The organism is Chitinophaga sp. 01L420 (assembly GCF_056399985.1).
In genome coordinates this window covers 26,711-51,282 of record NZ_JBFTSK010000036.1, presented here as the reverse complement: position 1 = coordinate 51,282, position 24,572 = coordinate 26,711, and the positions used below count along the sequence as shown (strand labels likewise).

At 45.4% G+C, this 24,572-nt stretch carries 20 protein-coding genes; 9 read left to right on the top strand and 11 right to left on the bottom strand.

The window, feature by feature from the left end; all coding sequences use genetic code 11:
* The first annotated feature begins 162 nt into the window (after window positions 1-162).
* The 3 genes from AC1DP6_RS26550 to AC1DP6_RS26540 all read left to right on the top strand — a co-directional run bounded on the left by AC1DP6_RS26550 (window position 163) and on the right by AC1DP6_RS26540 (window position 4,492).
* Window positions 163-2,166, top strand: a complete 2,004-nt coding sequence (locus AC1DP6_RS26550) for a TonB-dependent receptor (protein WP_477057560.1) — start codon at window positions 163-165, stop codon at window positions 2,164-2,166.
* A gap of 26 nt (window positions 2,167-2,192) precedes the next feature.
* On the top strand, window positions 2,193-3,209 hold the full coding sequence (locus AC1DP6_RS26545) for an AAA family ATPase (protein WP_477057559.1): 1,017 nt from the start codon (window positions 2,193-2,195) through the stop codon (window positions 3,207-3,209).
* 83 nt (window positions 3,210-3,292) lie between these two features.
* Window positions 3,293-4,492: a macrolide family glycosyltransferase gene (locus AC1DP6_RS26540; RefSeq protein ID WP_477057558.1), complete on the top strand. Its 1,200-nt coding sequence runs from the start codon at window positions 3,293-3,295 to the stop codon at window positions 4,490-4,492.
* Window positions 4,493-4,564: 72 nt separating this feature from the next.
* On the opposite strand, the gene AC1DP6_RS26535 is transcribed toward AC1DP6_RS26540, so the two are convergent.
* The 6 genes from AC1DP6_RS26535 to AC1DP6_RS26510 form a co-directional block, all read right to left on the bottom strand.
* Complete coding sequence (locus tag AC1DP6_RS26535) at window positions 4,565-5,224, bottom strand: Rossmann-fold NAD(P)-binding domain-containing protein (protein ID WP_477057557.1); 660 nt, start codon at window positions 5,222-5,224, stop codon at window positions 4,565-4,567.
* Window positions 5,225-5,277: 53 nt separating this feature from the next.
* The gene (locus AC1DP6_RS26530) at window positions 5,278-5,994 is read right to left on the bottom strand and encodes a hypothetical protein (RefSeq protein WP_477057556.1); all 717 of its coding nucleotides are present in this window, start codon (window positions 5,992-5,994) and stop codon (window positions 5,278-5,280) included.
* A 155-nt stretch (window positions 5,995-6,149) separates the two neighbouring features.
* Window positions 6,150-7,067, bottom strand: a complete 918-nt coding sequence (locus tag AC1DP6_RS26525; RefSeq protein ID WP_477057555.1) for a helix-turn-helix domain-containing protein — start codon at window positions 7,065-7,067, stop codon at window positions 6,150-6,152.
* A 43-nt stretch (window positions 7,068-7,110) separates the two neighbouring features.
* Window positions 7,111-8,508, bottom strand: coding sequence for an efflux transporter outer membrane subunit (locus tag AC1DP6_RS26520; RefSeq protein ID WP_477057554.1), 1,398 nt, complete (start codon window positions 8,506-8,508; stop codon window positions 7,111-7,113).
* Window positions 8,505-11,672 (bottom strand): efflux RND transporter permease subunit, encoded by a 3,168-nt coding sequence (locus tag AC1DP6_RS26515; RefSeq protein WP_477057553.1) that lies wholly within the window; start codon window positions 11,670-11,672, stop codon window positions 8,505-8,507. Before AC1DP6_RS26515 ends, AC1DP6_RS26520 begins: the two co-directional genes overlap by 4 nt.
* 5 nt (window positions 11,673-11,677) lie before the next feature.
* Window positions 11,678-12,817, bottom strand: a complete 1,140-nt coding sequence (locus tag AC1DP6_RS26510) for an efflux RND transporter periplasmic adaptor subunit (RefSeq protein ID WP_477057552.1) — start codon at window positions 12,815-12,817, stop codon at window positions 11,678-11,680.
* A 273-nt stretch (window positions 12,818-13,090) separates the two neighbouring features.
* On the opposite strand from AC1DP6_RS26510, the gene AC1DP6_RS26505 reads away from it, so the two are divergent.
* A complete protein-coding gene (locus AC1DP6_RS26505; protein ID WP_477057551.1) occupies window positions 13,091-14,362 on the top strand; it encodes an LVIVD repeat-containing protein in 1,272 nt (423 codons plus the stop codon).
* Window positions 14,363-14,436: 74 nt separating this feature from the next.
* Here the strand turns inward: AC1DP6_RS26505 and AC1DP6_RS26500 are convergent, their stop codons facing one another.
* From AC1DP6_RS26500 to AC1DP6_RS26485, 4 genes are all read right to left on the bottom strand, one after another.
* On the bottom strand, window positions 14,437-16,644 hold the full coding sequence (locus AC1DP6_RS26500; RefSeq protein WP_477057550.1) for a glycosyl hydrolase family 8: 2,208 nt from the start codon (window positions 16,642-16,644) through the stop codon (window positions 14,437-14,439).
* A gap of 183 nt (window positions 16,645-16,827) precedes the next feature.
* Window positions 16,828-17,145 carry a hypothetical protein gene (locus tag AC1DP6_RS26495; protein WP_477057549.1) on the bottom strand — a complete coding sequence of 106 codons (318 nt, stop codon included), beginning with the start codon at window positions 17,143-17,145 and terminating at the stop codon, window positions 16,828-16,830.
* A 130-nt stretch (window positions 17,146-17,275) separates the two neighbouring features.
* Complete coding sequence (locus AC1DP6_RS26490; RefSeq protein ID WP_477024373.1) at window positions 17,276-17,680, bottom strand: antibiotic biosynthesis monooxygenase family protein; 405 nt, start codon at window positions 17,678-17,680, stop codon at window positions 17,276-17,278.
* A 114-nt stretch (window positions 17,681-17,794) separates the two neighbouring features.
* Window positions 17,795-18,610 carry an alpha/beta fold hydrolase gene (locus AC1DP6_RS26485; RefSeq protein ID WP_477057548.1) on the bottom strand — a complete coding sequence of 272 codons (816 nt, stop codon included), beginning with the start codon at window positions 18,608-18,610 and terminating at the stop codon, window positions 17,795-17,797.
* A 110-nt stretch (window positions 18,611-18,720) separates the two neighbouring features.
* Between AC1DP6_RS26485 and AC1DP6_RS26480 the strand changes: the two genes are divergently transcribed.
* From AC1DP6_RS26480 to AC1DP6_RS26470, 3 genes are all read left to right on the top strand, one after another.
* Window positions 18,721-19,722: an AraC family transcriptional regulator gene (locus AC1DP6_RS26480; protein WP_477057547.1), complete on the top strand. Its 1,002-nt coding sequence runs from the start codon at window positions 18,721-18,723 to the stop codon at window positions 19,720-19,722.
* A gap of 20 nt (window positions 19,723-19,742) precedes the next feature.
* Complete coding sequence (locus tag AC1DP6_RS26475; protein WP_477057546.1) at window positions 19,743-20,531, top strand: helix-turn-helix transcriptional regulator; 789 nt, start codon at window positions 19,743-19,745, stop codon at window positions 20,529-20,531.
* Between the two features lie 66 nt (window positions 20,532-20,597).
* Window positions 20,598-21,563: a S41 family peptidase gene (locus tag AC1DP6_RS26470; RefSeq protein WP_477057545.1), complete on the top strand. Its 966-nt coding sequence runs from the start codon at window positions 20,598-20,600 to the stop codon at window positions 21,561-21,563.
* Window positions 21,564-21,584: 21 nt separating this feature from the next.
* Here the strand turns inward: AC1DP6_RS26470 and AC1DP6_RS26465 are convergent, their stop codons facing one another.
* The gene (locus AC1DP6_RS26465) at window positions 21,585-22,316 is read right to left on the bottom strand and encodes an ankyrin repeat domain-containing protein (RefSeq protein ID WP_477057544.1); all 732 of its coding nucleotides are present in this window, start codon (window positions 22,314-22,316) and stop codon (window positions 21,585-21,587) included.
* 211 nt (window positions 22,317-22,527) lie between these two features.
* Here AC1DP6_RS26465 and AC1DP6_RS26460 point away from each other — a divergent pair, with 211 nt between their 5' ends.
* Both AC1DP6_RS26460 and AC1DP6_RS26455 read left to right on the top strand, forming a co-directional pair.
* Window positions 22,528-22,986, top strand: coding sequence for a YdeI/OmpD-associated family protein (locus tag AC1DP6_RS26460; RefSeq protein WP_477057543.1), 459 nt, complete (start codon window positions 22,528-22,530; stop codon window positions 22,984-22,986).
* A gap of 237 nt (window positions 22,987-23,223) precedes the next feature.
* Window positions 23,224-24,513, top strand: coding sequence for a vanadium-dependent haloperoxidase (locus AC1DP6_RS26455; protein ID WP_477057542.1), 1,290 nt, complete (start codon window positions 23,224-23,226; stop codon window positions 24,511-24,513).
* Window positions 24,514-24,572: the final 59 nt, after the last annotated feature.

Sequence of the window (24,572 nt, the reverse complement as noted above, 5' to 3'; positions counted from 1 at the left end):
ATCTAACACAAACGTGTTAATCAATTGCTGGAATAAGTTAATATATTTGTGTAATTATTACACTAATTATAATTTCCCTGTCTAACAGGCCACCATTGCTATTTTTTACCAATTACGTATAGTCGTGTGGTCTATAATCCAGGGAATTTCAGTACACAGATCATGAAGCGATATTTATCAGCGACCGTTGTATCCCTGTTGTTTAGTTTGTTAGCCCATGCGCAGGATGCTTTAACACAGCAAAAAGATAGCAGCCGGCATTTAGAAGAAGTAGTCGTCAATTACCGGGCTAACAAAACCACGCCCGTTACCTATCAAAACATAGACATGAAGGTATTGCGCGGGAAAAATACCGGGCAGGAACCTTCTTTCCTCCTATCTGAAACACCTGCCATTACCGTGTATTCGGATGCCGGGAATCAGCAGGGATATTCGTACTACCGTTTACGTGGGATGGACCAAACCAGGGTCAATACCACCCTGGATGGCATGCCACTGAATGAACCGGAAGACCAGGGTGCCTATTTTTCCAATTACCCCGATATATTGAATTCTGTCAGCAGACTACAAATCCAGCGGGGCGTAGGCACCTCAAAAAACGGCGCTGCCAGCTATGCCGGCAGTATGCAGTTGTTTTCACCGGACTTAAGCGATGCTGCCGGCGCCACACTGGGCATTGGCTATGGCTCCTACAACAGTTTCCGGGTTTTCGGAGAATATAAAAGCGGTGTTAAAAACAGRAAGGCTTTATATGTGAGGGCATCACAGGTATATACAGATGGCTATAAAAATCATGCTTTCAATAATTCCCAGTCCGTTTTCATCAGCGGTGGATTGTTCTATCATAAAAGTACCTGGAAGATGAATGTTATGGCCGGACATCAGCAAAATGGCATGGCCTGGCTCCCGGTAGCAGATTCCCTGATTACAAAAGACCGGAGAACAAATGCCAACACAAAAGCGGAAAAAGACCAGTTTTTCCAGGGGCTCGTGCAACTGCAAAACGTATGGCAATCATCTCCCCACGGTACCCTCACTTCCAGTCTTTATTATACCTTCCTGAAAGGTGGCTATGATTTCGATGTAAATAATTTTATCGGAGTACCTTCAGATAACAATTTATTCCATTACGGGTTCCGCTCTCATTTTTCTGGCTTCTTCAGTAACTACACCCTGGCATACGACCACTTCAAATGGACGACAGGCATACATGGTAATATTTACACCCGGCAACATGTGGGTACAGATCAGCAATTGGGCGAATTGTATAAAAATGATGGCTATAAAAACGAAGTAAGCACCTTCAGCAAAATAGAATATTACCTGCATCGCTTCTCGTTATATGCAGATCTGCAATACCGGTTTTCTTCTTTCAATTACAAAGGCAGTGTGCCTTTTGAACAAATGAACTGGCATTTTTTAAATCCGAAAGCGGGGTTGAGCTTTGCGGTAAACGATCAGACGAATATCTACTACAGCATTGGAAAAACCGGGAGGGAACCTACCCGAAATGATATCTTCGGTGGCAATGATGATCTGCCGGCAGACAGCAGCAACAAAGCACTTATTGTAAACCGCGATCCGGAATCTGTAATAGATCATGAACTGGGTATCCGTATCAATAACCGCCGGCTGGCGCTTCAGTTCAACGGCTATTACATGAATTTCAAAAACGAAATCGTATTAAACGGACAACTGGGACCGAATGGTTTATTGCTGACGAATAAGGTGCAGCGCAGCTTCAGAACAGGACTGGAATTATATGCCACCTATCAGCTGAATAGCGCATTCAGCTTTACCAACAATTCTTCCTTTAATTACAGTCGTATAAAAGAAGAAACAACTACCTTCCGTCCCATTTTAACGCCTGCACTGATCATTAACCAGGAGGTGGCGTACTTACATAAACGCTTGCTGCTCGCCTTAGCCGGCAGGTATCAAGGTCAGTCCTATATTAACTTTGCCAACAACGCTACCATCAAAGAATACGTGTTGTTAAATGCAAGAATTCAGTATACCCTTCAACGTTATGTGGTATCCTTTTTTGTTAACAACCTCACCAACACAAAGTACTACAACAACGGATCTGTGGCAGCAGATGGTACACGGCAATACTTTGTGCAGGCGCCACGAAACGTATATGTAGCTTTTAAATATAGTTTCTGATAAAATTTTTTTTATTAAAATTGTGTATGAATAAAGCATTTGTGTTTGGAAAGTTTATGCCTTTTCATAAAGGACATGAGGCGATGATTAACTTTGCTTTGTCTGCCTGTGACTTCTTAACAGTCCTGGTTTGCTGCAGCGACCAGGAGCCAATACCCGCCACCCTCCGGCAATCCTGGCTGGAAGATACTTTCCGGCATATACCGCAAATAGAGATCCTGACCTACTGCTACGATGAACAGTTGCTTCCCAATACCTCCGAAACATCTGCTGCCGTATCGGAGATATGGGCAGCGCAGTTTAAAACGCTTTTTCCGGATTATAATATAGTAGTCACCTCTGAACCCTATGGCGATTTAGTAGCCGGGTTCATGGGTATACGCCATATTCCCTTTAACATAGAAAAAAATCTTTATCCCATATCAGCCACCAACGTGAGGGCTGACTTATTGAATACATGGGCGTATTTACCGGATGCGGTAAAAGCATCGCTGGTGACTAAAGTAGTATTGCTGGGTACAGAATCGACCGGCAAAACCACGCTAACCCGCAAGCTGGCCACACATTTTAAAGCAGGCGCTGTGATGGAAGCCGCCCGGGATATTGTAGCCGACTCCAATGACTTTAACACCGATGATCTATACCTGATTGCTGCAACACATGCCGCCGGCATCAGGCAGATGGCGTTAGGAGAAAGCCCTTTGCTGATCATTGATACGGATATTCATATTACTTTATCCTACGGTGAATATGCTTTTGGGGAAACCCTGCAGATAGACCAGGGTACCTGGCAGGCCAATAAAGCAGACCTCTATCTTTATCTCAATAACGATGTAGATTATGTGCAGGATGGTACCCGTTTGAGCGAAACAGAAAGAAACCGGCTGGACCTATCACATCGCCGCACGCTGGATAAATTCAGCATCCCCTACGAAGAAATTACCGGCAACTGGGAGGAACGGTTTAAAAAATCGGTCAAATTAGTAGAACAACTCCTGCAACGTAAAGTGGAAAGCTGGTATCATAAAGAAAAAAGCTACTAGTATACCCGTTATATCTTTTATTGCCATGTAAAATAAAAAAGCAGTTGGTTCGTCTACCTTACTAACTAATTAACAGATGCTCTATGTCAAAAGTGCTTTTTTTAGGTGTTCCTTCCCATGGACATATTAACCCTACCCTGGGATTAATCAGTGAGCTGGTTAACCAGGGCGAAGAGGTGGTCTATTTCGCGGCCGACGAATTCAAAGATAAGATAGTGGCCACAGGCGCCGAATTCCGCGCCTACTCAGCAGATATGAATATTTTTAAAATGGATAGTGAAGACCATGACAATGCAGATGATCCACTGATCCGGATACTTACAGACGCAGATAAAATCATAGCAGACATCCTGGATCAAATCAAAGGGATATCATTTGATTACCTCATCCATTCTGCCGCCTTTCCTTTTACAAAAGTGATAGCACCACTGCTGAAAATCCCTACGGTATCTTCTTTGGCCATATTTGCCGGTTTAAGGGATTTTATGGAAGAAATGAATCAATCGCATGAAGCCTTTCCGGGTATGGAAGGGATGCTGAAAACTTATGCAGCGGCCTCTCAAAAGCTCCATGATACTTATTCGGTGGGCTTACCGGAAAATTTTATGCAGATGATTTACAATACAGGAGATATCAACCTCGTGTATACTTCCAAATATTTTACGCCAGACCTTGAATACTTTGATGACAGCTTCAAATTCGTAGGGCCACCCATTTATGCGAGAAAAGAAAACATGGATTTTCCTTTTGAGCGCTTACAAAATAAGAAAGTGATTTACATTTCACTGGGTACAATATTTAGCAATTACAACCCTGCCCTCTACCCCATTTTCTTCAACAGCTTTGCAGATCAGGACGTGGTAGTAGTAATGGCCGCCTACCAGGTAGATCTTTCCGGCTATGATATTCCCGAAAATTTCATCGTCAGGAATTATGTACCACAATCAGCGGTCTTAGCATATACTGATGTGGCTATCACGCATGCCGGCATGAATAGTATCAGTGATTTAATATACAGTAATACACCATTTGTGGCAATCCCGCTGGGAGCAGATCAGCCCGTACTTGCTGAAAAAGCGGTAACGTTAGGCGCTGCCATTTCACTCGATGCCAACCAGCTTACCCCTAAAATATTAAGTGCTTCGGTGGAAAAAGTCGTCAATGATCCTGGCTACCTTGAAAATATCCGAAAGATCAGCGACTCTTTTAAAGCAGCAGGGGGTTACCCAAAAGCGGTGGAAGAAATTTTTGCACTGAAAAGAGAGAAGGGAATAGTTAACTAACAGCCAGGTATATACGTAATATCCCGGAGGCTTGTTATATGTCTCCGGGATATTTTATTTTTGATGGCGGCATCAGGATTTTGCCAGCTCCACAATGTCTTTCACATTCACAATCCGTTGGTGATATCCTGCACTGGCCACCTTGATCATGGCCAGTCCTACCTCCTTCAAGGTGCAGAAGCCGGCAGGATAAAGTGCGCGGCCAATGGGATACACCCAGGCAAAATACTTATAGTAAGATTTTAAATTCTTCTGTCCCGCGGATGCTTTCATAAACGCCGGGCGAAACATATACGACCGTTTGAATAACTGCATCAACGCATTTTCGGTAGCACCTTTCACACGTGCCCATGCCACACTTCCTTTTTCGCTGCTATCTGTACCGGCACCAGTTACATAGCAAAAGGTCATCTCCGGATTAACTTTTGCCAACACCTTTCCTACGCTCAGGGTAAGGTCATAGGTAATGTGCTGATACACTTCTTTGCTGATACCCACAGAGGATATACCCAGACAAAAAAAGCAGGCATTATATCCCGCCAACTGCGGCTCAATAGACCCCAGGTTAAAAAAATCCGAATGAATAATCTCGCGCAGCTTCGGATGTGATATCTCGCCCGGCTTCCGGTTGATGACCAGGACTTCTTCTACATCAGGATGTTGCAGACATTCTAGTAATACCCCTTCTCCTACCATGCCCGTTGAGCCGGTGATGATTGCTTTAATTTTCATGAGTTATATATTACCTGGTACCTGCTTAGTTTGCAATAATAAACAACCTACGCTTAATTACATCGTGTAAAATCACCCATAGTTATCCTTCCATGATCTAATTCCTTATACTGTTTTACAAAAATATAGAGGAAAAAATTAAATACGGGCGCTGCTTTTTCCTGCGAGGCGCCATTGTTGTCAACAACAATTTTCATTGTATTGCTCCCATCATTAGTATACGGTACCAATTGAATTTCCAGTGCATCCGTTTGCCATAGGTTAATCGTTACATCACCAAAAAAATCTTTGTGGACAGTGGTATGCTTTCCAAATTTCTCATCCAGTTCCTTCAAAAGATCCTCATAGACTTTCTGATCACGTTCTTCGGCTACCGCACCAACAGCCATCAGTTTATTAAATTTATTGGCAATCATATCCAGCTTATTAAAGTTGGTACCATTCCAATCAGCCAGCTTGTCGCTAACCGAAGAACTAACATGACTATAAACAATGTATTTAACAGCCGTATCCTCATCATCTCCACGCTCGTTAGGACCATAAGAGGTATCACGCCTGAAAGAATGCTGGTATCTTTCTTTGGTATCTTTGAATTGCGCCCAGTTCTCCCCTTCTACCAGGGCTTTTGAATAAAATTTTTTGACGTCCAGCGTAGTATCCAGCTTACTCAGGTCATATGAATGCTGCCCTACAAATTCAGGCGGAGTCTGACTTTTACAGGAGTTAATTACAATAAGAAAAAGGACAAGGAAAATGTTTCTTTGGGTCATGTTTGTTGAGTGGTTTTTTACTAAAAGGACTGGTTCGCAACAAAAGGCTTTCGCCGTCATTAAAAGATTATTGTCGCCTGCACTATACGGCTTCTTCACAAAATAATATTTTAAATTCAGATAAGATACACTTATGCCATAAGATCATTTAACAATCAGGTTTTATACGCTTCAATCATCTTCCTGAAAGCAGATGGATTGGTATGGGTATGCTTTGAAAAAAACTTGCTAAAGTAAGATACGTCACTAAAATTCATACCGAAAGCTATTTCGCTCACCGATAAATCCGTTTGCAATAACAGCACTTTTATCTCTAAAATAATCATCTGGTTAATTAATGAGATAGCAGGCATCCCTGTGTTTTTCTTGATTAATTTATTCAGATGATTCGGTGTAATATGCAATAAAGACGCATAGTAGGTCACACTTCTATGTTCATATAAATTTTTGGACACTAAAGTTTTAAACTTCTCCACGGTGATATCAGGTTTATTTTTTAACACCGTACTGTTTTGCAGACTATACATTTCAATCTCCTTGAAAAGTGTCAGCAGGTACAATCTTATTAAATCATCCTGTTTCTTTTTCTGATACAAATGCGCTATGCGTTGCAGCATCCGATAAATAATTTTCGCATGGGCGTTATCTAAACCCAACAGCGCCGGCCACGTAGATTTTAACCGGACCAGGTCCTTTACCCCCAAACCGCTACTCATGATAAATTTATCAGAGAAATGAAGATAATAGCCTTCTGCCTGTTCATCCATACTTAATGTTTCTGTAATGGTGAGTGCAGGCACAATTGTCAGCATATTGGCTTCAGAAACAAGGAGGTCCGTATTCGACTTCCGTACGGTTGTCCCCTTGTGAATATAAATAAGATCGTTGACGATTTTCCGGTGTGGAGGCAGCGGATATTTTAACTGTAATTCTTTGGAACTGAGGTCATGAATAAAAAAATCATCCCATCCCATGCTTTTGCTCAAATCAACTGTCTCCGAAATAATATGCAATTTCTTAAAGACTTCGGGAGCCAGTGTTTTGATTTCACGTTGCAGTTTTTTATGTTTCATGTGGTCGTTCAATTTAAGCTACCGGACTTTAAATTACTAAATATTATTGCCAACCTCCTCCAAGGGCATGGTAAAGACTGATCACCGCCATCCACTGTTCCATCTGGTCATTGACACGGTCAAGCTGAGCAGATAACAGGTTTTGTTCGGTAGTCAGTACATCGGTGTAATTAGTAGTGGTACTGTATCTCAATAAGGTTTTAGTAAAATCAACTGCTGTTTCCAATGCCTGGATTTGTCGTTGCCGGTTAGCTTTCCGGTCTTCCACCGTCTGGTAAGCGTACAACGCATCAGATACTTCACGTCCCGCCACCAACAGGGATTGCTGAAAATTATACAGCGCTATCTGTTGCTGTGCCTCCGCTGTTTTTAGCCTGGCTTTGTTAATACCTTTGTTGTATACCGGTTGCAAAATGCCGGCGGCAATATTACCAAACAGGTTGATGTTACTAAAGAAGCCAGCCAGGTCAAAGCTGGAAAAGCCTCCGGCGGCAGTCAGACTCAGTGCCGGATAAAAATAAGTCCGTGCCACATTGGTGTTTTCAAAAGCCGCCCTGAATGCCAGTTCCGCCTGCGCTACATCGGGGCGATTGGCCAGCAGTTGCGCCGGTATCCCCGTACTCAAACCCGTCGGCAATTGCTGCGAGGCCAGGGTACCGCGGACTATGGCGACGGGATTCCTGCCCAGCAACACGCTGAGCGCATTCTCCGTTTCGCGGATCCTTTTTTTCACGCCCGGAATAGCTACTTCCGCGCCATAGTAGTTAGCCTGGCTTTGCACAACAGCCGCCCCATTAACGATATTCGATGCCTGCAATGCTTTCATCGTGGCAACATCGTCGCTGCGGTTAATAGCCGTTTTCTGAAGGATGTCTAACTGATCATCCAAAGCCAGCAACTGGTAGTAATTACCCGCGATGTCGGCTATCAACTGGGCTTGCACGGCCCTTTTAGCCGCTTCGCTTTGCAGTAATCCGGCAACAGCCACCCGTTTGGCACTGCGGAGTTTACCCCAGATATCCGCCTCCCAGGAGGCATTAAGTCCCACATCATACTGCGTAGCATTGGTAACAAATCCAAACCCCTGGGTATAGGCTATTATAGATGGACGTACGCCGGCGGTTGCGTTGACAGCAGGCAAAAAGGCGGCTTTTCCTTTTTGCAGTTCCGCACGGGCTATCATCATTCGTTCTATCGCTACTTTAAGATCCAGGTTATTTTTCAATCCGGCTGCAATGAAGGCCCGCAGCGTGGTGTCATTAAAATAAGTTTGCCAGGGTATCCGGGCCATACTATTGCTGTCGGCAGCCGCCTTGTCACGGAACAGGTCTTTGGGATCATCGGCAGCCGCCGGCTGTTGATATGGCTTCGTTACCTGGCAGGATAGTACGGTGAATATAATGATCACGATACCAGTATATGTTGCGTTCCTATTACTCATGCTTGAATAAATTTATGGTGTGCGTCACGCGGGGAAGCAGGAGGCCTTGGACTGACACCGCTTATGCGCTCCTGCAATGTTTGAAATAAAATAAAGAGTACCGGCACTACGAAGATGCCAAAGATGGTTCCCGTCAGCATGCCTCCGATGGCAGCCGTGCCAATGGAACGATTACTCACAGCGCCCGCACCGGTTGCCAGCATCAGTGGCATCAGGCCAAAAATAAAAGCGAAGGAGGTCATCAGGATAGGTCTTAGTCGTGCTCCGGCACCGGCTACTGCTGCCTGGATCATATCTTCTCCGCTGCGGCGATGCAGTAGCGCAAATTCAACAATCAGGATCGCATTCTTGGCCAGCAACCCAATCAGCATAACCAAACTAATCTGTAAAAAGATATTATTATCTACACCAAATAACCGGGCAAATAAGAACGCACCGGCAAGCCCGATAGGCAGCGACAATAATACCGCAAAAGGAAGTACATAACTCTCGTACTGTGCGCTCAGCAGGAAATACACAAACACCAGGCATAGCAAAAAGATCAATACCGTTTGATTACCACTCGCGATTTCTTCTTTACTCAAACCGGAAAATTCGTACGTATATTGCTTAGGCAGTGTTTGCGCCGCCACCTCCTGTATGGCTTTGATGGCATCTCCGGAACTATAACCCGGTTTAGGTACACCGGTGATGCCGGCGGCAGTAAACAGGTTGAAGCGGTTAATAAACTCCGAACCATACACCCGCTTAAGCGTAACAAATTCAGCTATAGGCGCCATTCTACCGGCCACATTCCGTACCATGATCTGATGAATACTTTCTGGTGTAGCCCTGTAAAATGCCTCTGCCTGCACCATCACCCGGTATTGTTTACCAAAACGGTTAAAGTCCGAAGCATAGATGCCGCCGTAATATCCCTGCATCGTTGTTAATACAGTACTGACATCCACGCCGGCCTCTTCGCATTTGGCCACATTCACTTCCAGCTCATACTGAGGGAAGCTGTTATTAAAAGAGGTGGTGGCATATAAAATTTCCGGCCGCTGATTCAATGCACCTAAAAACCGGTACACTGCACCACCAAACTGATTAAGGTCACCTGCAGAGCGGTCCTGTAGTGATAACTCAAAACCATTCGTATTGCCAAAGCCCATTAACGTGGGGGATGCAAAGAAGATAATTCTCGCACCTTTGATATGTGCCGTTCTGCCAAAAAGCTGGCCTACAATACTGTTTACATCCTGTCCTTTATGACTGCGTGCCGCCCAGGGTTTCAAACGAATGAAAAGCGCCGCATAAGAGCCTCCGGGACCACTGATTAAATCCTGCCCAGCCAGCCGTACAGAAGATGCTACTTCAGGAATACTGCGGGCAATGCTGTCTACCTCGTCAGCTAAAGCGGTAGTACGTTCCAGCGAGGCGGATGGCGGCAGTATGATATCCGCGAAAATAGCGCCCCCATCTTCGTTGGGCACAAAGCCTGTGGGGGTCGTCTTCACGAGCAACCAGCAAGTCCCTGCAAACACCCCTATAATAGGAATCACCAACCATTTACGCCTGATCAGCCAATAAACCGACTGTTTGTACTTTCCCGTCATAGCGGTAAAGGCAGTATTAAACCCGGCGTAAAAACGCCGCAACACCCCTTTCTGTGGCTGTTCACCGGGTTCATGTGGCTGAAGAAAAATAGCACACAATGCGGGGCTAAGCGTCAACGCATTCACGGCGGAAATAATAATCGCAATAGCCAGTGTTAATCCAAATTGCTTATAGAATACACCAGCAGAGCCCTTGATGAAAGAAACCGGTACAAACACCGCCGCCATCACGAGTGTAATGGACACAATAGCCCCACTGATTTCCCGCATGGCATGCATCGTCGCTTTCTTTGCCGATGTAGCTCCCTGATCCAACTTGGCATGCACGGCTTCCACCACCACAATGGCATCATCCACCACAATGCCAATGCCCAGTACCAATGCAAACAGGGTTAACAGGTTGATCGTAAACCCAAAAAGATGGAGGAAAAAGAAGGTGCCGATAATGGCCACCGGAACGGATATCGCAGGAATCAATGTGGACCGGAAATCCTGCAGGAAAATAAATACAACGATAAAAACAAGGATGAATGCTTCCACCAATGTACGAATCACCTTTTCGATAGAGGCGTCTAAAAATTCGTTGGCATTCAGGAACGGCGCATAATATATTCCTTCGGGAAAATCTTTCGCGCTTTCTTTTAAGATCTTCTCGCATTGCTGAATCAGATCGTGTGCATTGGAACCGGCAGATTGCGTGATGGCAATCGCCGTACAATCGTATCCATCTACCTTTGAGGTGCTCGCATAACTCAAAGCTCCCATTTCTACGCGGGCAATATCTTTCAGCCGTATCAGGCCGCCCTTGTCGGACGCGAGGACGATGATATTATCAAATTCTGCAGCGGTTTTCAATCGCCCTTTATACTTGATCACATATTGAAATGCCTGGAGACCGTTTTCTCCGAATTTACCCGGGGCTGCTTCAATATTCTGTTGCGCCAGCTTGGCGATAACATCCTGCGGCATCAGGCCATGAGCCGCCATAACATCCGGTTTAAGCCAGATCCGCATCGCATAATCCTGCGCGCCATATATGAATGCATCACCAATACCATTCACCCTTTTGAGTGGTGGCATCAGGTTAATACTGACATAGTTCTGCAAAAAATTCTGATCGTATGCCTTGTTCTTACTATAAATCTCAAAAATATAAACGAGACTGCTTTGCTTTTTGCTGGTAGTTACTCCCGAACGGATCACGTCTGCCGGTAATAAGCTGGTGGCTTTGGTAACACGGTTCTGCACATTGATGGCCGCCAGATCAGGATCAGTCCCCAGCTTGAAGTAAACAGTAATCACGGCACTGCCATCATTCCCCGCCGTGGAAGTCATGTAAGCCATATTTTCCACACCGTTGATCTGTTCTTCCAGCGGAACAATTACACTGTTCATAACCACATCCGCATTGGCACCCTGAAAAGCCGTTTTGACTTCTACCGTAGGTGGCGCAATTTCCGGATATTGTGAAATAGGAAGAGCATATAATCCCAACAATCCCAGGATGACGATGATGACCGATATCACCGTAGAGAGTACCGGTTTTTCAATAAATTTCTTTAACATGCCGCTTATTTAATAGTAGAAGATCCTGGTTTAATGAGCATACTGTCCCTGAGCTGGTCCATTCCATCCGTTACAACCCGGTCACCGGCATGGACGCCGCTTTGTACGATGTAATTGTTACCTGCAGCCAGGTCCATCACCTTTACTTCCTCACTTCTCACCCTGTTTTTTTCATCGACAACAAACACCAGTTTCTTGCCCTGCATTTCGAAAGTGGCTTTTTGAGGTAACAGTAACGCTGCGGGTAGTTGAAGTGGGATTTGCAGGGTGGCACTACCGCCACTCCGGAGCATGCCGGAAGGATTCGCAAAGGTGGCCCTGAAACTAACCGATCCTGTTTTTTTATCAATCATGCCGTTCACCGTTTCCACATGACCTTTTTCCCCATACGTGGTACCATCTGTAAGTACCAGCGTTACCGGAGGAAGATGATTCAGCTTTTCTTCCACCGTAGCACCAGGATATTTTGCAAAAAATTCGAGAAATTGTTTTTCATCAAAAGAAAAGTAAGCGTACATGTTCCTGGTATCAGAAACTGTCGTCAATGGAACCGGTGATAAGGAGCTCACCAGACTGCCTGTTTTATTGGGAATAGCGCCTACAATTCCTGTCACCGGACTAAGAATAGTAGTATAGCCAATATTGGTTTGCGCATTCACCAAACCTGCTCTCGCCTGCGCCAGCACAGCTTCTTTTGCCTGCAGGTTATATGTTGCCGCTTCGAGCGCGGTGTTCGTTACAATCTCTTTTTTAACGAGTGGTAACAGATTGCTTACCTGCAGGCGCGCAGCACTTACTTCTGCTGTAGCACTTTTGATAGCCGCTGTAGCCGCAAGCATTTCCTGCTCATATTGCGGGGCGTGGATTTTAAACAGTAGCTGTCCTTTTTTTACCAGCGAGCCTTCGTCTACAAAAATCTGTTGTATATAGCCATCCACCTTGGGCCGTATYTCAATGTTTTGTTGTCCTTCCAGCGATGCAGGATATACTGATCTGATAATGGCAGTACCTGTTTGAAGGGTATATACCGGGTATTCTCCGGGAGATGGATCGTAAGCAGCACCAGCCTGCTGCCCCTGCGAACAGGAGGCCAGCAGGCCGATAGCCAGCATACCCGGAATTGATAATGCAATTGTCTTCTTCATTTTTTATTTGTTGATTGAATATTGATGGCGGGCCTCATGATTTATTTTCTACAGCAAAACTAAATTGCAAGCGAAGAAACCATTGGTAGTTTGAATGCCATGTTTTGTACATTTCAATCATTTCAAAAAAATGAAAAAAGACTAGTAACGGGGGGACGCGTTCTACACCCACAGCTGCCGGGAAACAATGAAATTATCAAGGTAACTACCGGGAGACCACTATTGTAACTTTTCTTCCGAAGTTTCCGTTTAAAGGGAAAACCCCCTACCCTTATGCATATTTCTACTTTGATCAAGTTCTCCCTCATGGCGGTTACGGTATGGGCCCTGAGTGGATGTGTAAAGGATAAGTGCAGCAAAACCGTATTTACAAAAGTATACACGCCAGTCCTGATGTCGATCAAAGACTATTGGGCATCCGCTACATCCGGCGGCCCCAGAGAGATTAACAGGACGGGCAAGATCTATGTTAAAGATCAATATATTTTTGTGAGTGAGCCTTATGAAGGTATCCACATTATAGACAACGGCAACCCTGCCTCTCCGCAGAATATTGCTTTTGTGAAAGTGATAGGGAATGTGGATATGGCCATAAAAGGCAACGTTCTTTATGCCGATAGCTATTCGGATCTTACTGTATTCGATATCAGCGATCCCCGTCATGTTTCGTTTATAAAGCGGCTGCCCGGCGTAATGACTTACCCGGTAGACGCCAGTGGCATGCTACTCGGCTGGAAGCAATATTCAGACAGTATGGTAGTAGGTTATACTGCCAGGGATACCACCTATACTTACGACTGCACCAAAGAATTTGGTGGAGATAAGCTCCTCTTTTCCAATGTCGCCGCCTCCCAGGCATATAGCAGTCAGACTGCAGGCGCCGGCAAAGGTGGGTCCATGGCCCGTTTTACCATTCTCAAAGATTACCTCTATACCGTTAACTGGACGGAGTTAAGAGCGTTTAGTCTTGCGGAAACGGCTAACCCTGTATTCAAGCACTCACAGACAATCAACTCCGGTATTGAAACCATTTTCCCTTATGGCCAATACCTGTTCATTGGCAGTCGCAACGCCATGTATATTTACGATATCGCCAACCCGGCTATACCGCAAAAACGTTCTGAGGTCACGCATTTCAGGGCCTGCGATCCGGTAGTAGTAGAAGGCAACAAAGCATATGTTACCATCAGAAGTGGTACTAACTGCGGCGGTAATATCAACCAGTTACAGGTATTTGATATCAGCAATGTAGATAGCCCGGTAAAACTAAGCAGTGTTGACATGAAAAATCCGTTCGGCCTGGGTATCGATCACGGGAAACTTTTCATATGTGAAGGGACTTATGGTCTTCGCTTCCTGAATGCTGCAGATGTTAACCATATCGTTACCACCAAACTGGTGGAAGGAGTAGAAACTTTTGATGTGATCCCTTTTGAAAACCAGCACCGCCTGCTGGTTAGCGCCAAAGATGGAATTTATCAGTATGACTACAGTGTCATGAACACACCACAACTGTTAAGTAAAATAGCGGTTAAACTTCCCTGATATCTGTTAATATCCTTAACGGAAAACGCCTTGTAATGGAGCTCCCATTACAAGGCGTTTCTTATGATAGCTGCTTATTCTTTTACCAGTTTAGTCGTCGTTACCTTTCCGTTGTGTACCAATCTTAATATATACACACCGCCCGGAATACCTCCGCCATTGAAAGTAGTCTTCTGTGTACCTGCAGGTATTTGCTCGTTGATGAGCTGTGCTACCCGTTTACCTGCTGCATCATACACGCCCAGGTTGGCAAATCCGGCTTCTTTCACATTGAAAGTAATGGTAGCCGTATGTACTACAGGGTTAGGATAAACTTTTATCTGCATCGGTCTCAACTCAGGCGTACCTTCTTTGTCATTCGCTGCTGCTGCCATCCTGGCGCCGGAGGTAGCTGTTTTCACTTTTACTTCTGTATAACTGTTCCAGGCATTTACGTTGTTGCCATGACCAAGAATTCGTACATACTTGGCCGTAGCTGCCGTGATGTTAAATGTTTCCAGCGCAGTAGAGCTGCCACTACTCTCCAGGTTACTTGCTGCGGTGGTCCAGCTGCTGCCATTGGTGCTCAGCTGTATATCAAACTTCGCTTTCCGGGTATTGCCATTATAAAAAGCAATTTCCACTCCGGTTACGCTCACGCTGTTGGCCAAACATAATTGAATCCATTGCCCGTCACCACTGGCAGACCAGCGGGTGCTGAGGTTATTATCCAATACATTGGCGGCCACATTGCCATCATCACTGCTGGCGGTAGCTGGCACACAGGCAGGAGCTGACCCCACAGAAACATTCACCGCTTGTGAGGTAGTCACGGCGTTGGCGTTATCAGTGGCTTTGGCCGTAATGGTATAAGTACCTGTAGTGACACCGTTCCAGGCAAAGCTATAAGGGGAAGTAAGACTTTCTCCCAGCTTGCTGCTGCCATTAAAGAATTCCACCTTGCTCACCGTTCCATCATTATCTGAGGCGGTAGCGGTGATGGCGATATTAGCCGGACTGGTAAAGGTGGCGTTGTTAGCCGGACTGGTAATAGATACCGCAGGTGCCTGGTTGCCCGGTGTACCTGCTTCCGGTTTCCACCAGTTGCCGGAAATAAAGAGCTGGCACAAGAGACTGTAAGAGTCGCTGTAATAGCCCGACTTAGCGGTTTTCATCCAGTTCCAGCCACTGTTCAGGAAAGCCTGGTTACTGCTGCTGGTAACAGATGCTGCCACAAAGGGAGCAACAAATACCGCTTCTGCATTTGAGCCGGTATTACCTCCGTTCAATTTGTAACCGTCTATGATGCTGGCAGGATTGCCACCTGTTTTCGACTTGATCCAGGTCACCATTTTATTGGAAATTGCTAATGCATCTGTGGAACCATATAATGCATAGTCCATCACAATACGCAGCGGCACGCGGCAGGCATTATAATTATATTCGTTTGTTTCGGGGAATTCGTCCAGGTAGTTTCTTGGAGCGGGTTCCGGCGGATTCTTCACTACAAAGTCTGAAATCAGGCCAGTGGTGGGAGAATAAGCGTTACTAAATTGGGTAAATACAGCATACAGGTTATTGATTACATTCAACCAGGTAGCATCATTGGTTTCCTGGTAAAAGGCACGCATATGACTCATCATCCAATCTGACGGCCGTGTGTTCAGCGCGCTCTTGGTATCCCAGTCACCAAGATTAAGGCGGTTGTTGGTAGTAACGTTGCTGACTTTAAGACCACTGTTAATCATTTTCTTCGCTTCATTCAGGTAGTTGATGGTACCACCGGAACCCCATTGATAGTGGGCCAGGATGAGCGAATAGGCGATATCTACGTCGCCGTCTGTGGCAGAATCAAAATGTCCCTGTGCAGTGGCGTTATCAGCTACCACCCAACCCATGAGGTTATTGTTTTCGGAACTGCGATAAGCCCGCGCTGTTTTAAATAGCCCGTCATAAATAGCGTGGGCATTAGGATCGTAGCCCGCCATTAATACAGTGATGACCATTCCATATCCCTGTCCTTCTGAAGAACCAAGTGGCGTATAGCCATCAGCGCCACCCGTAATGTCGCCTTTTACATAATAACCACCTGACAGGGAACTCAGGTTGTTTTTCAGATACTTGGATTTCCAATAGTCATAATAACTGCTCACGCTGGCGTTCATAGCTGCCTGTGTAACATTATTAGGTTTAATACAATTGGGGTAATTAATAGCCTGTGGGTAAGGCTTGTTTTGGGCTTGTACGAGGTTACCGCCGAGACATAGCAATCCCGCCGCCAGTACAGTGTAGCGCTTAATCATAGCATTTGTTTTGAAGGGTTTTAATTCAAATTACAGTTCAGAAATTTTGGTCTACGGGCTAATTTAGAAATAGGAATTTCAATCGATTGTATAAGTTAACGTAATTTCAATATTAAGATAATATTTTTTTATCTAAAACAATAAAATAATATTAATTGCAGGAACAATTAGTACTGCTCCCTTTTAGCAGGCAAGCGTATATTTATTACTGTTTAATCTACCAACAAGCATGGAAGCACCTGGTTTGAAAGGAATTGTATTAAGGACTGTCTTATCCACGATGATCAGCTGTACTGTTGTTTCACTGTTGTGGCTGGAAATAGTGGAAATCGCGGGCAGGGAGATAGAGCTGTATGGTCTGGGCCATATAGTAATTGTGTTTTGCGCAGTCTGCATGGCGCTTTCAACGCTCACCATTTTTTTCAACAGGCTTAGGATAGTGAGAACAAACACATTCCTGTCTCTGCTCTCATTTTTCCTGCTGCCCATGATAGTAGGCATCCTTATAGGAGTATCCATTTTTGAACAGCAGGAAATGAGGTTATTTGCGGTGATGTTATTATCATTTCTGACACCGCTGGTATATTACTTCATTCAATACAGAAGGCAGCTGCAAAGGCTATAAAACGGTTTATCCTTTTGTCCATTTGTTGGGCGTAAGATCATAATGTTTCATTTCTTCTATATTATTATAGAAAGGTTTTACCAGGTTAAAAAAAGCAAAGAAGCCCTTCTCTTTTCTGAATAACTGCAAATGATCCTGTTGGGAAGTCCAGTGAATGATCACGATGTAATGATTGGGTTCTTCATTGCCATGAATAACCTGGTAGCCCAGGCAGTAGGGAGATGCCTGCAGGTATTGCCCGGCGTCCTGGTATGCTTTTTCAAAATTACTCCGTTCTGTTGCCGGCACATTATACCGGATAATTTCTGTTGAATAATTTTTGTCGGAGGCTTTTGACGGACTGGTTTGTGCAAAAGCATTCATACATGATAACTGGATAAAGAAAATGGTAATCGTCAGTAATGTTTTCATATGCTGATAAATATTTTATGGAGATGAAGGTAGACCGGATCACTCCCTCAATCAATAACTTACCAAAAAGTAGGCTGCTTATCGATCTAACATGCTCCATGAAATAGCCGGTGTTCAGGACGTACCTATGAAGTCATACAGGTCTTTGTTGACCTGATCCGCATGACTAATTATCAGTCCATGCGGTGCACCTCGATAAGGCTTAAAAATGCTGCCGGTAATCAATTTATGAAACGTCTGCCCGCAACGAAAAGGAATGGAAGCATCCTTATCGCCGTGGATGATCAGGGTAGGAATAGTGATGCCGCAGGCTTCGGGCCGGAAGTCCGTGGTGATGACCTGTTGCTGACAATCAACTACTGCCAGCATCGATGTCTGGAGCATCATGTCGATCGTCCATCGAATAGTGCCGGCCGATACGCCGAAGGTGCCGGGCAAATAAAAAGGATCTATATTTTCATATAGCCAACCAAGGTAGTTAGTAGAAATAGTGGCCAGGAAATTATTTAACTGACTCATATCGATACCTTCGGGGTTATCCCCTGCTTTGGGAAGATAGTCTGCAGCGCCCAGTAATGCCAGCCGGGAAATCCTGCCGGAACTGCCATGTCTGCTGAAACAGCGCAGGACTACTCCCCCTCCCATGCTGTGCCCCACGAGGGTAACATCCTGCAGGTCCAGCTTTTCCAGGAGACAATGCAGGTCATCTGCCAGGGTATCAAAATCATAGCCATAGCCAGGATCATCGGACCGCCCATGTCCGCGGCTGTCGCAGGCGATACAACGCAAACCCTGCGCCCGGAAATAGATCATGGTGTATTGCCAGAAAGTGGAATTCATCCCCCAGGCATGTACGAAAACAACAGGTTTACCCTGGCCCCAGTCGTTATAAAAAAGTGTTGTTCCATCATTTGTTGTAAGGAAAGACATCGTGTTTTTTTTATGAAGTAAAGATCCGTTGCCGCGTTGTGATAATGGTTATCTTTAAGCGCCATTTGATTGTCTTTTGCTGCCACCTGGATCATTGGAAAATTATCATCATGGAAAATCATTCAAAGCAACTCGCACTGAGTATGTTGGCCTATGCAGCCCAGCGGGACCTGTCGCCTGAAAAGATATGCAGGGCGGCCGGCATTGAGTGGGAAATGGTGAACGATGCATCGATATTGTTTTCACCAGAACAGATAGGGCAGTTGTGGTTAAACACCATCGAAATGAGCGGAGATCCTTTTATTGGATTACATTTCGGTGAATCCCTGCAGCTATCGGCCCTGGGCATTGTGGGGGAAGTCATCAAAACCAGTGCTACTGTGGGAGATGCCCTTGAACTGGCGCTTTCTATTCTTCCTACTGTTACCACCGCTTTCACCACCACTATTACCCATCATAAGGATACTTTTACCGTAACACTGCTGCCCGCTAAAACGGATTGGCAACAATCTGTTACCTCCAGGCAAACGCTGGACCTGTTGATGATATTCCTCATCCATGAACTGGACGGATTATTACTGAAAAAAATTGTGCCGGCACATGTTGGCTACTGGCGGCAGGTACCCGATTGGAGGGAATATGAACGGGTGCTTCGGTGCAGACCCAACATTACCCCAGGTGCAAATACGGTTACTTTCGATCATCATTACTGGCAGGAGCGGATCATTACTGCCAACCATCGGTTACAACAAATATTGCTGCGTGATTTTATTAAAGTGAATGTGGAGCCCACCTCTTTACGTGCACGTGTGCACGACTACCTGGTAAGAAATTCCCATTTAGGGATCGTTTCACTCGAAGGAACGGCTGCCAATTTCAATCTGAGCGTGCGGACATTACAACGCCGGTTAAAAGAAGAGGAAGTGTCCTTTGAAATACTGGTGGATGAAGTCAGGAAATCGCTGGCCACCAACTATCTGAAATCAGGCACCTACCCGGTAAAAGAGATTTCCTGGATGCTGGGCTATCATGATCTTGGAAATTTCACCCGCAGCTTTAAACGATGGACCGGTATGACGCCTTCTGCTTATCAAAACATTTCTAAAGCCTAATAATATATAAATCAGTATAGATGCGCAGATTGAAAGAAGGGAATTTTTTAGGCGAGGCACATGCCGCGTTTCACCGGGAAAGCCTTATAGTAAGCCAGACAGTATATCAGGAGCCCGTATACCAGGGCTGGCATTGCCATGAACATCATCACATCTCGCTGCTGATAAAAGGTGGCAACAGGGAGCAGCGCTCCCACAGAGAACAGGAAGTGAGCGCAGGCAGCCTCCTTTTTTATAACAGCGGGGAGCGGCATAAAAACAACCATACCCAGCATCCCTCTAAAAATATCAATATTGAGATTCCGGAAACTTTCCTGGCGCAGCATGGATTACAATTCAGCGTGCTGGAAAAATTTCCGGAACAACAAACGGAGATGAAATATGCGTTGTTGAAAATATACAGGGAATGCCTTGTTGCAGATACATTGACAGACACCGCTATTCAGTCGCTGCTACTGCCTGTCTTCACGGCAACGCCTGCACGAAAAAAAACGATGCCACCCTGGCTGCGGCAATTAAAAACGTTGTTGCATGACCGTTGGAACGAAACCCTTTCCTTACCGGAAATGTCGCTCATCCTGGGCGTTCATCCGGTCACTATTTCCAAATACTTTCGGGTATATTTTAATTGTTCGCTGGGGGAATATATACGGGAGATAAAAATAGGTAAGGCCATGCAAATGATGCAGACGACCTCCCTGTCACTGACAGCCATTGCTTATTCCTGCGGATTTTTTGATCAGAGCCACTTTATTCGCACCTTCAAACTGGTGACGGGTTTTCTCCCCAAACAATTTCAACAATTATAACACACGCTAATTTTATACTATTTTATAATTACAGCAGCATCGATCTTTAAAGCCTAAATACGTTTTATGTTTATTGAGAGATTAGTTTGTCTTGGATGTTGCTGTATCGCTTTATCGGTAAACGCGCAGCAGGGATTGCCCACACGGGAAGTAGCCAAAGCAATAGATAGTGCAGCCGCCCTGCTCAGGCGTCATTATGTTTTTGCAGATAAAGGAGAAAAAATTGCCCGTCATCTTGAGGAAAAATATAAAGCAGGGGCTTTCCGTCAGGTGGCTGACTGGAAAGCATTTGATTCGCTGGGCACCGCTATCCTCCGAAATTTCAGTCAGGATGGACATTTGTATTTGCGGTACAACCCCGACAAAGTAGCGAAGATCCGATCCCAGCAACAGCCACAGGGCATAGATGATTTCTTTCACAGCCCCAAAACCAGGGAGCAAAACTATGGTTTCCGGGAAGTGAAGATATTAAATGGAAATACCGGCTATATAAAGATGGATCAAATCAATATTTCTGATGAGAGTTTGCCCGTATTACAGGCCGCGATGACATTGGTATCCCATACTCATGCACTGATCATAGACCTGCGTGATAATGGCGGTGGCGGCAGTGAAATAAAGCCGGTGCTGGAAAGCTATTTTTTGCCAGGTGCCCTCCCACTACTGGAATTTTATTCACGGACAGGCAATAAGGAAATTGACAGCAGTATTGTACTTCCGGCAGGACAGCCCTACCAGGGCGCGTTGTACATACTGCTCAATAAACGAACCGCCTCCGCAGCAGAGGCATTAGCTTATGTGCTGCAGGCGCAACACCGGGCAAAAATTGTGGGTCAGTCTTCCGCAGGCGCTGCCAATCATAACGAATATTTCGTTGTGAATAATGAGGTGTTTATTTCTATTTCCGAATCCGCACCGGCATTGCCAGGCACCCAACAAAGCTGGGAAGGAACAGGTGTGCAACCGGATATCGTAACGGCTCCGGGGGAAGAGTTGAATGAGGTGTTGAAAGTAATAGAGAAGAAGAAATAAAAAGTCGGGACAGGCGGCCGTTTATTTCAGATAGGCATTGGGAATATTTGCAGGCAAATAGTCAAGTCCATAAGCCTGCTTAATAAGCCGGGACACAATGGCTGCGATGCGTTGCTCGTTCCGGTGCATTTGAGGAAGTAATCCCATCATGGCATAGCTGATCGGATTAACCGCGGGGCAGAGGGTTTCCCACTGATACCCCCTGCCCCAGATAATGCCGGGAACGGTAATTTTCAGGTCGGCAGATTTTGAAAGAAGATATTCCATCATATCTGCTGAGTTATCGGAGTTTTGATTCACGGTATGAAATATGGGGGTTTGTCCACCAAAGCCATATTCATCCATTCCGGCACGGGCATTTATATCTGCGCCATGGCGCACCAGTACTTCCGCACAGGCCAGGTGATTAAATTCAGCGCATACATGCAATAAGGTAGCCTCCTGCAGCGGTGTATACGCAGAACGCAGGGTGTATGTTTTTTTAAGGGCAGCAGGATTGGCTTCCAGTTGTTTATCCAGTGCTTCTGCGTCATCTGAAAGAACAGCCAGTAGCTCCTTTTCATCAAAATTTAACCCCGCCCTGATAAATTCGCGCACACAATCTTTAAACCTGGGTGTTCTTGTATACTCGCTTGTTAATTCGTTAATAAGCGGACTATTATTAAAATAATCATTTGGACTAATGCCATTGGAGAAGCATACGCTGATGCCTTCCACCGAGTGACATTCAATGTCGCCGATTAATTTCTTCATGTAATCCATCAGTATCAGTTGAGCATGAATAGTGAACAATCTTGTTGAAATACCTCCTATGGCAGGGGAAAATCTATCAGTTACAAAAGTAAATGAAAATGTGGCGGTGCCTGATGTAAAAAAAATTCAGGCGACCGGATATACCCCTGACATAGGGCTGTCACACCCCCATTTTATCTTTGTTAAAACAAACCCTTTAAAACAAATCAGCATGGCAAAAACAGCATCACATCCGGAAAATACCACCATCATGGCACCTGAAAAAGCCTATAGCCGTCGTCTTATGACAGAGATGAAAGACGGGAAACTGGCTGTTTATGCCAAAACGAGAGAGGACTGGCGGAAATGGCTGAAACAAAATACGCCCGTGGAGAAATCAATCTGGTTAATCCAGTTTCATAAAAAAAGTAAAGTACCAGGTGTAAGTTACAATGATGCGATGGAAGAAGCGCTCTGCTTTGGCTGGATAGACAGTAAAGCTAAAAAACGTGACGGAGAGAGCTTCTACCTGACCATGACACCCCGCAAACCCAAAAGCAACTGGAGTAAGCCTAACCGGGACCGGGCGGAAAGGATGATGGAAAAAGGACGGATGACGCCAGCCGGACAACAGTTAATTGATATGGCTAAAAGTAAAGGCACCTGGGAAGTGATGGAGCCCGTCTCCTGACTACGCCAATAGACTGCGTAATCATTTATTATCTTGGTTTAGAAAGTTATTTAACTCAAAATGGTCATTGTAGCATTAGCCTGGAAACCCCGCCGTGTAAACAGTTTTATCTGACAACTGATTACTGCAGCGATTGATTGTATTTAACCATTGATCCTTAACTCCTAAACAAAAGAAAAAATGWAAACCGTTTGTTTGTTGTCCCGTGCCATGGGGCTGTTTTTTATTGTTAGTCTGATGGCATGTAAAAAAAATGAGACGCCGGTCCAAAACACGTTCCCGGCATTAAATGAATTACTCGTAAAATCACAGTTAGCCGGAGGAGATGCGGCGGTTCCGGTTTCCTGGTATCAGTTAGAGCTAAAACTGATAAAAGAAAGTCCGGGGTTTAGTCCACCGGTGGCAGCAAGGGCGATTGCCTATACCGGCATCACCCTGCATGAAGCGGTGCTGGGCGGAATGAATGGCGCGCCTTCCCTGGGAGGCCAGCTAAATGGATTAGGACGTCTTCCCGCACCGGAAAGAGGGAAAAGATATAATTGGGCCATTACCGCCAACAGTGCCATGGCCCAAATCATCAAAAATCTGTTTCCCAACGCCAGCACTACTAATGTAGCCCTGATGACACAGCTGGAAAGCAATAACCTGCAGGCGCATTCCGGTAATTGCGCGCCGGAAATAATTACCCGCTCCATCAATTATGGCAAATTAATAGCCGCCGCTATCTACCAGTGGTCTGCCAGTGACGGAGGAAAAGATGGCTATCTAAACAACTTCCCCACTGACTATATTCCGCCTGTAGGTCCGGGTTACTGGGTGCCCACACCCCCACTCTTCCAAAGTGCCATGTTACCTTACTGGGGCAACAACCGCTCCCTGGTGAAAGCAGGTAAACCGGATATTGCACCACCTGCATTTTCTACAGACACCAATTCCACCTTTTACAAAGCGGCTCATCTTGTTTATCAAAAAGGGAAAACACTTACCCCGGAAGAAACGATCATCGCTCAATACTGGGCAGACGGTGGAGGAACCTTCACTCCTCCGGGCCACATGATTGCCATCACCGCGCAGCTGGTCAACGATCAGCAGCTGGATCTCGGGGAAGCAGCCACCATCCTGGCACAGGTAGGAATAGGATTGAATGACGCCGCCATCCTTTGCTGGAAATATAAGTACCGGTATAACCTGATTCGTCCTATCACCTATATCCGCCGGCATATAGACAGCACCTGGTCTGCATTGATTGGCACACCGCCTTTCCCCTCCTATACTTCTGGCCATGCTACTTTTACCGGTGCTGCCGGCAATATTTTAGCCGCTTACTTTGGCAATGGTTATGCCTTTACCGATAACCAGAAAACGGTAGATGGCTTTTCGCCCCGCTCTTTTACCAGCTTCACCGCCATGATCAATGAAGCCTCCATTTCAAGAGTGTATGGCGGTATTCATTATGAGTTTGACAGCGAGATTGGGAAGTTGACGGGAAAGAATGTGGCGCAAGACGTATTGTCGCTAAATTATTGATCCTGCTATAACGCCGACGTATATAGCACAAAACAACGAAGCCCGCACTAAGTGCAGGC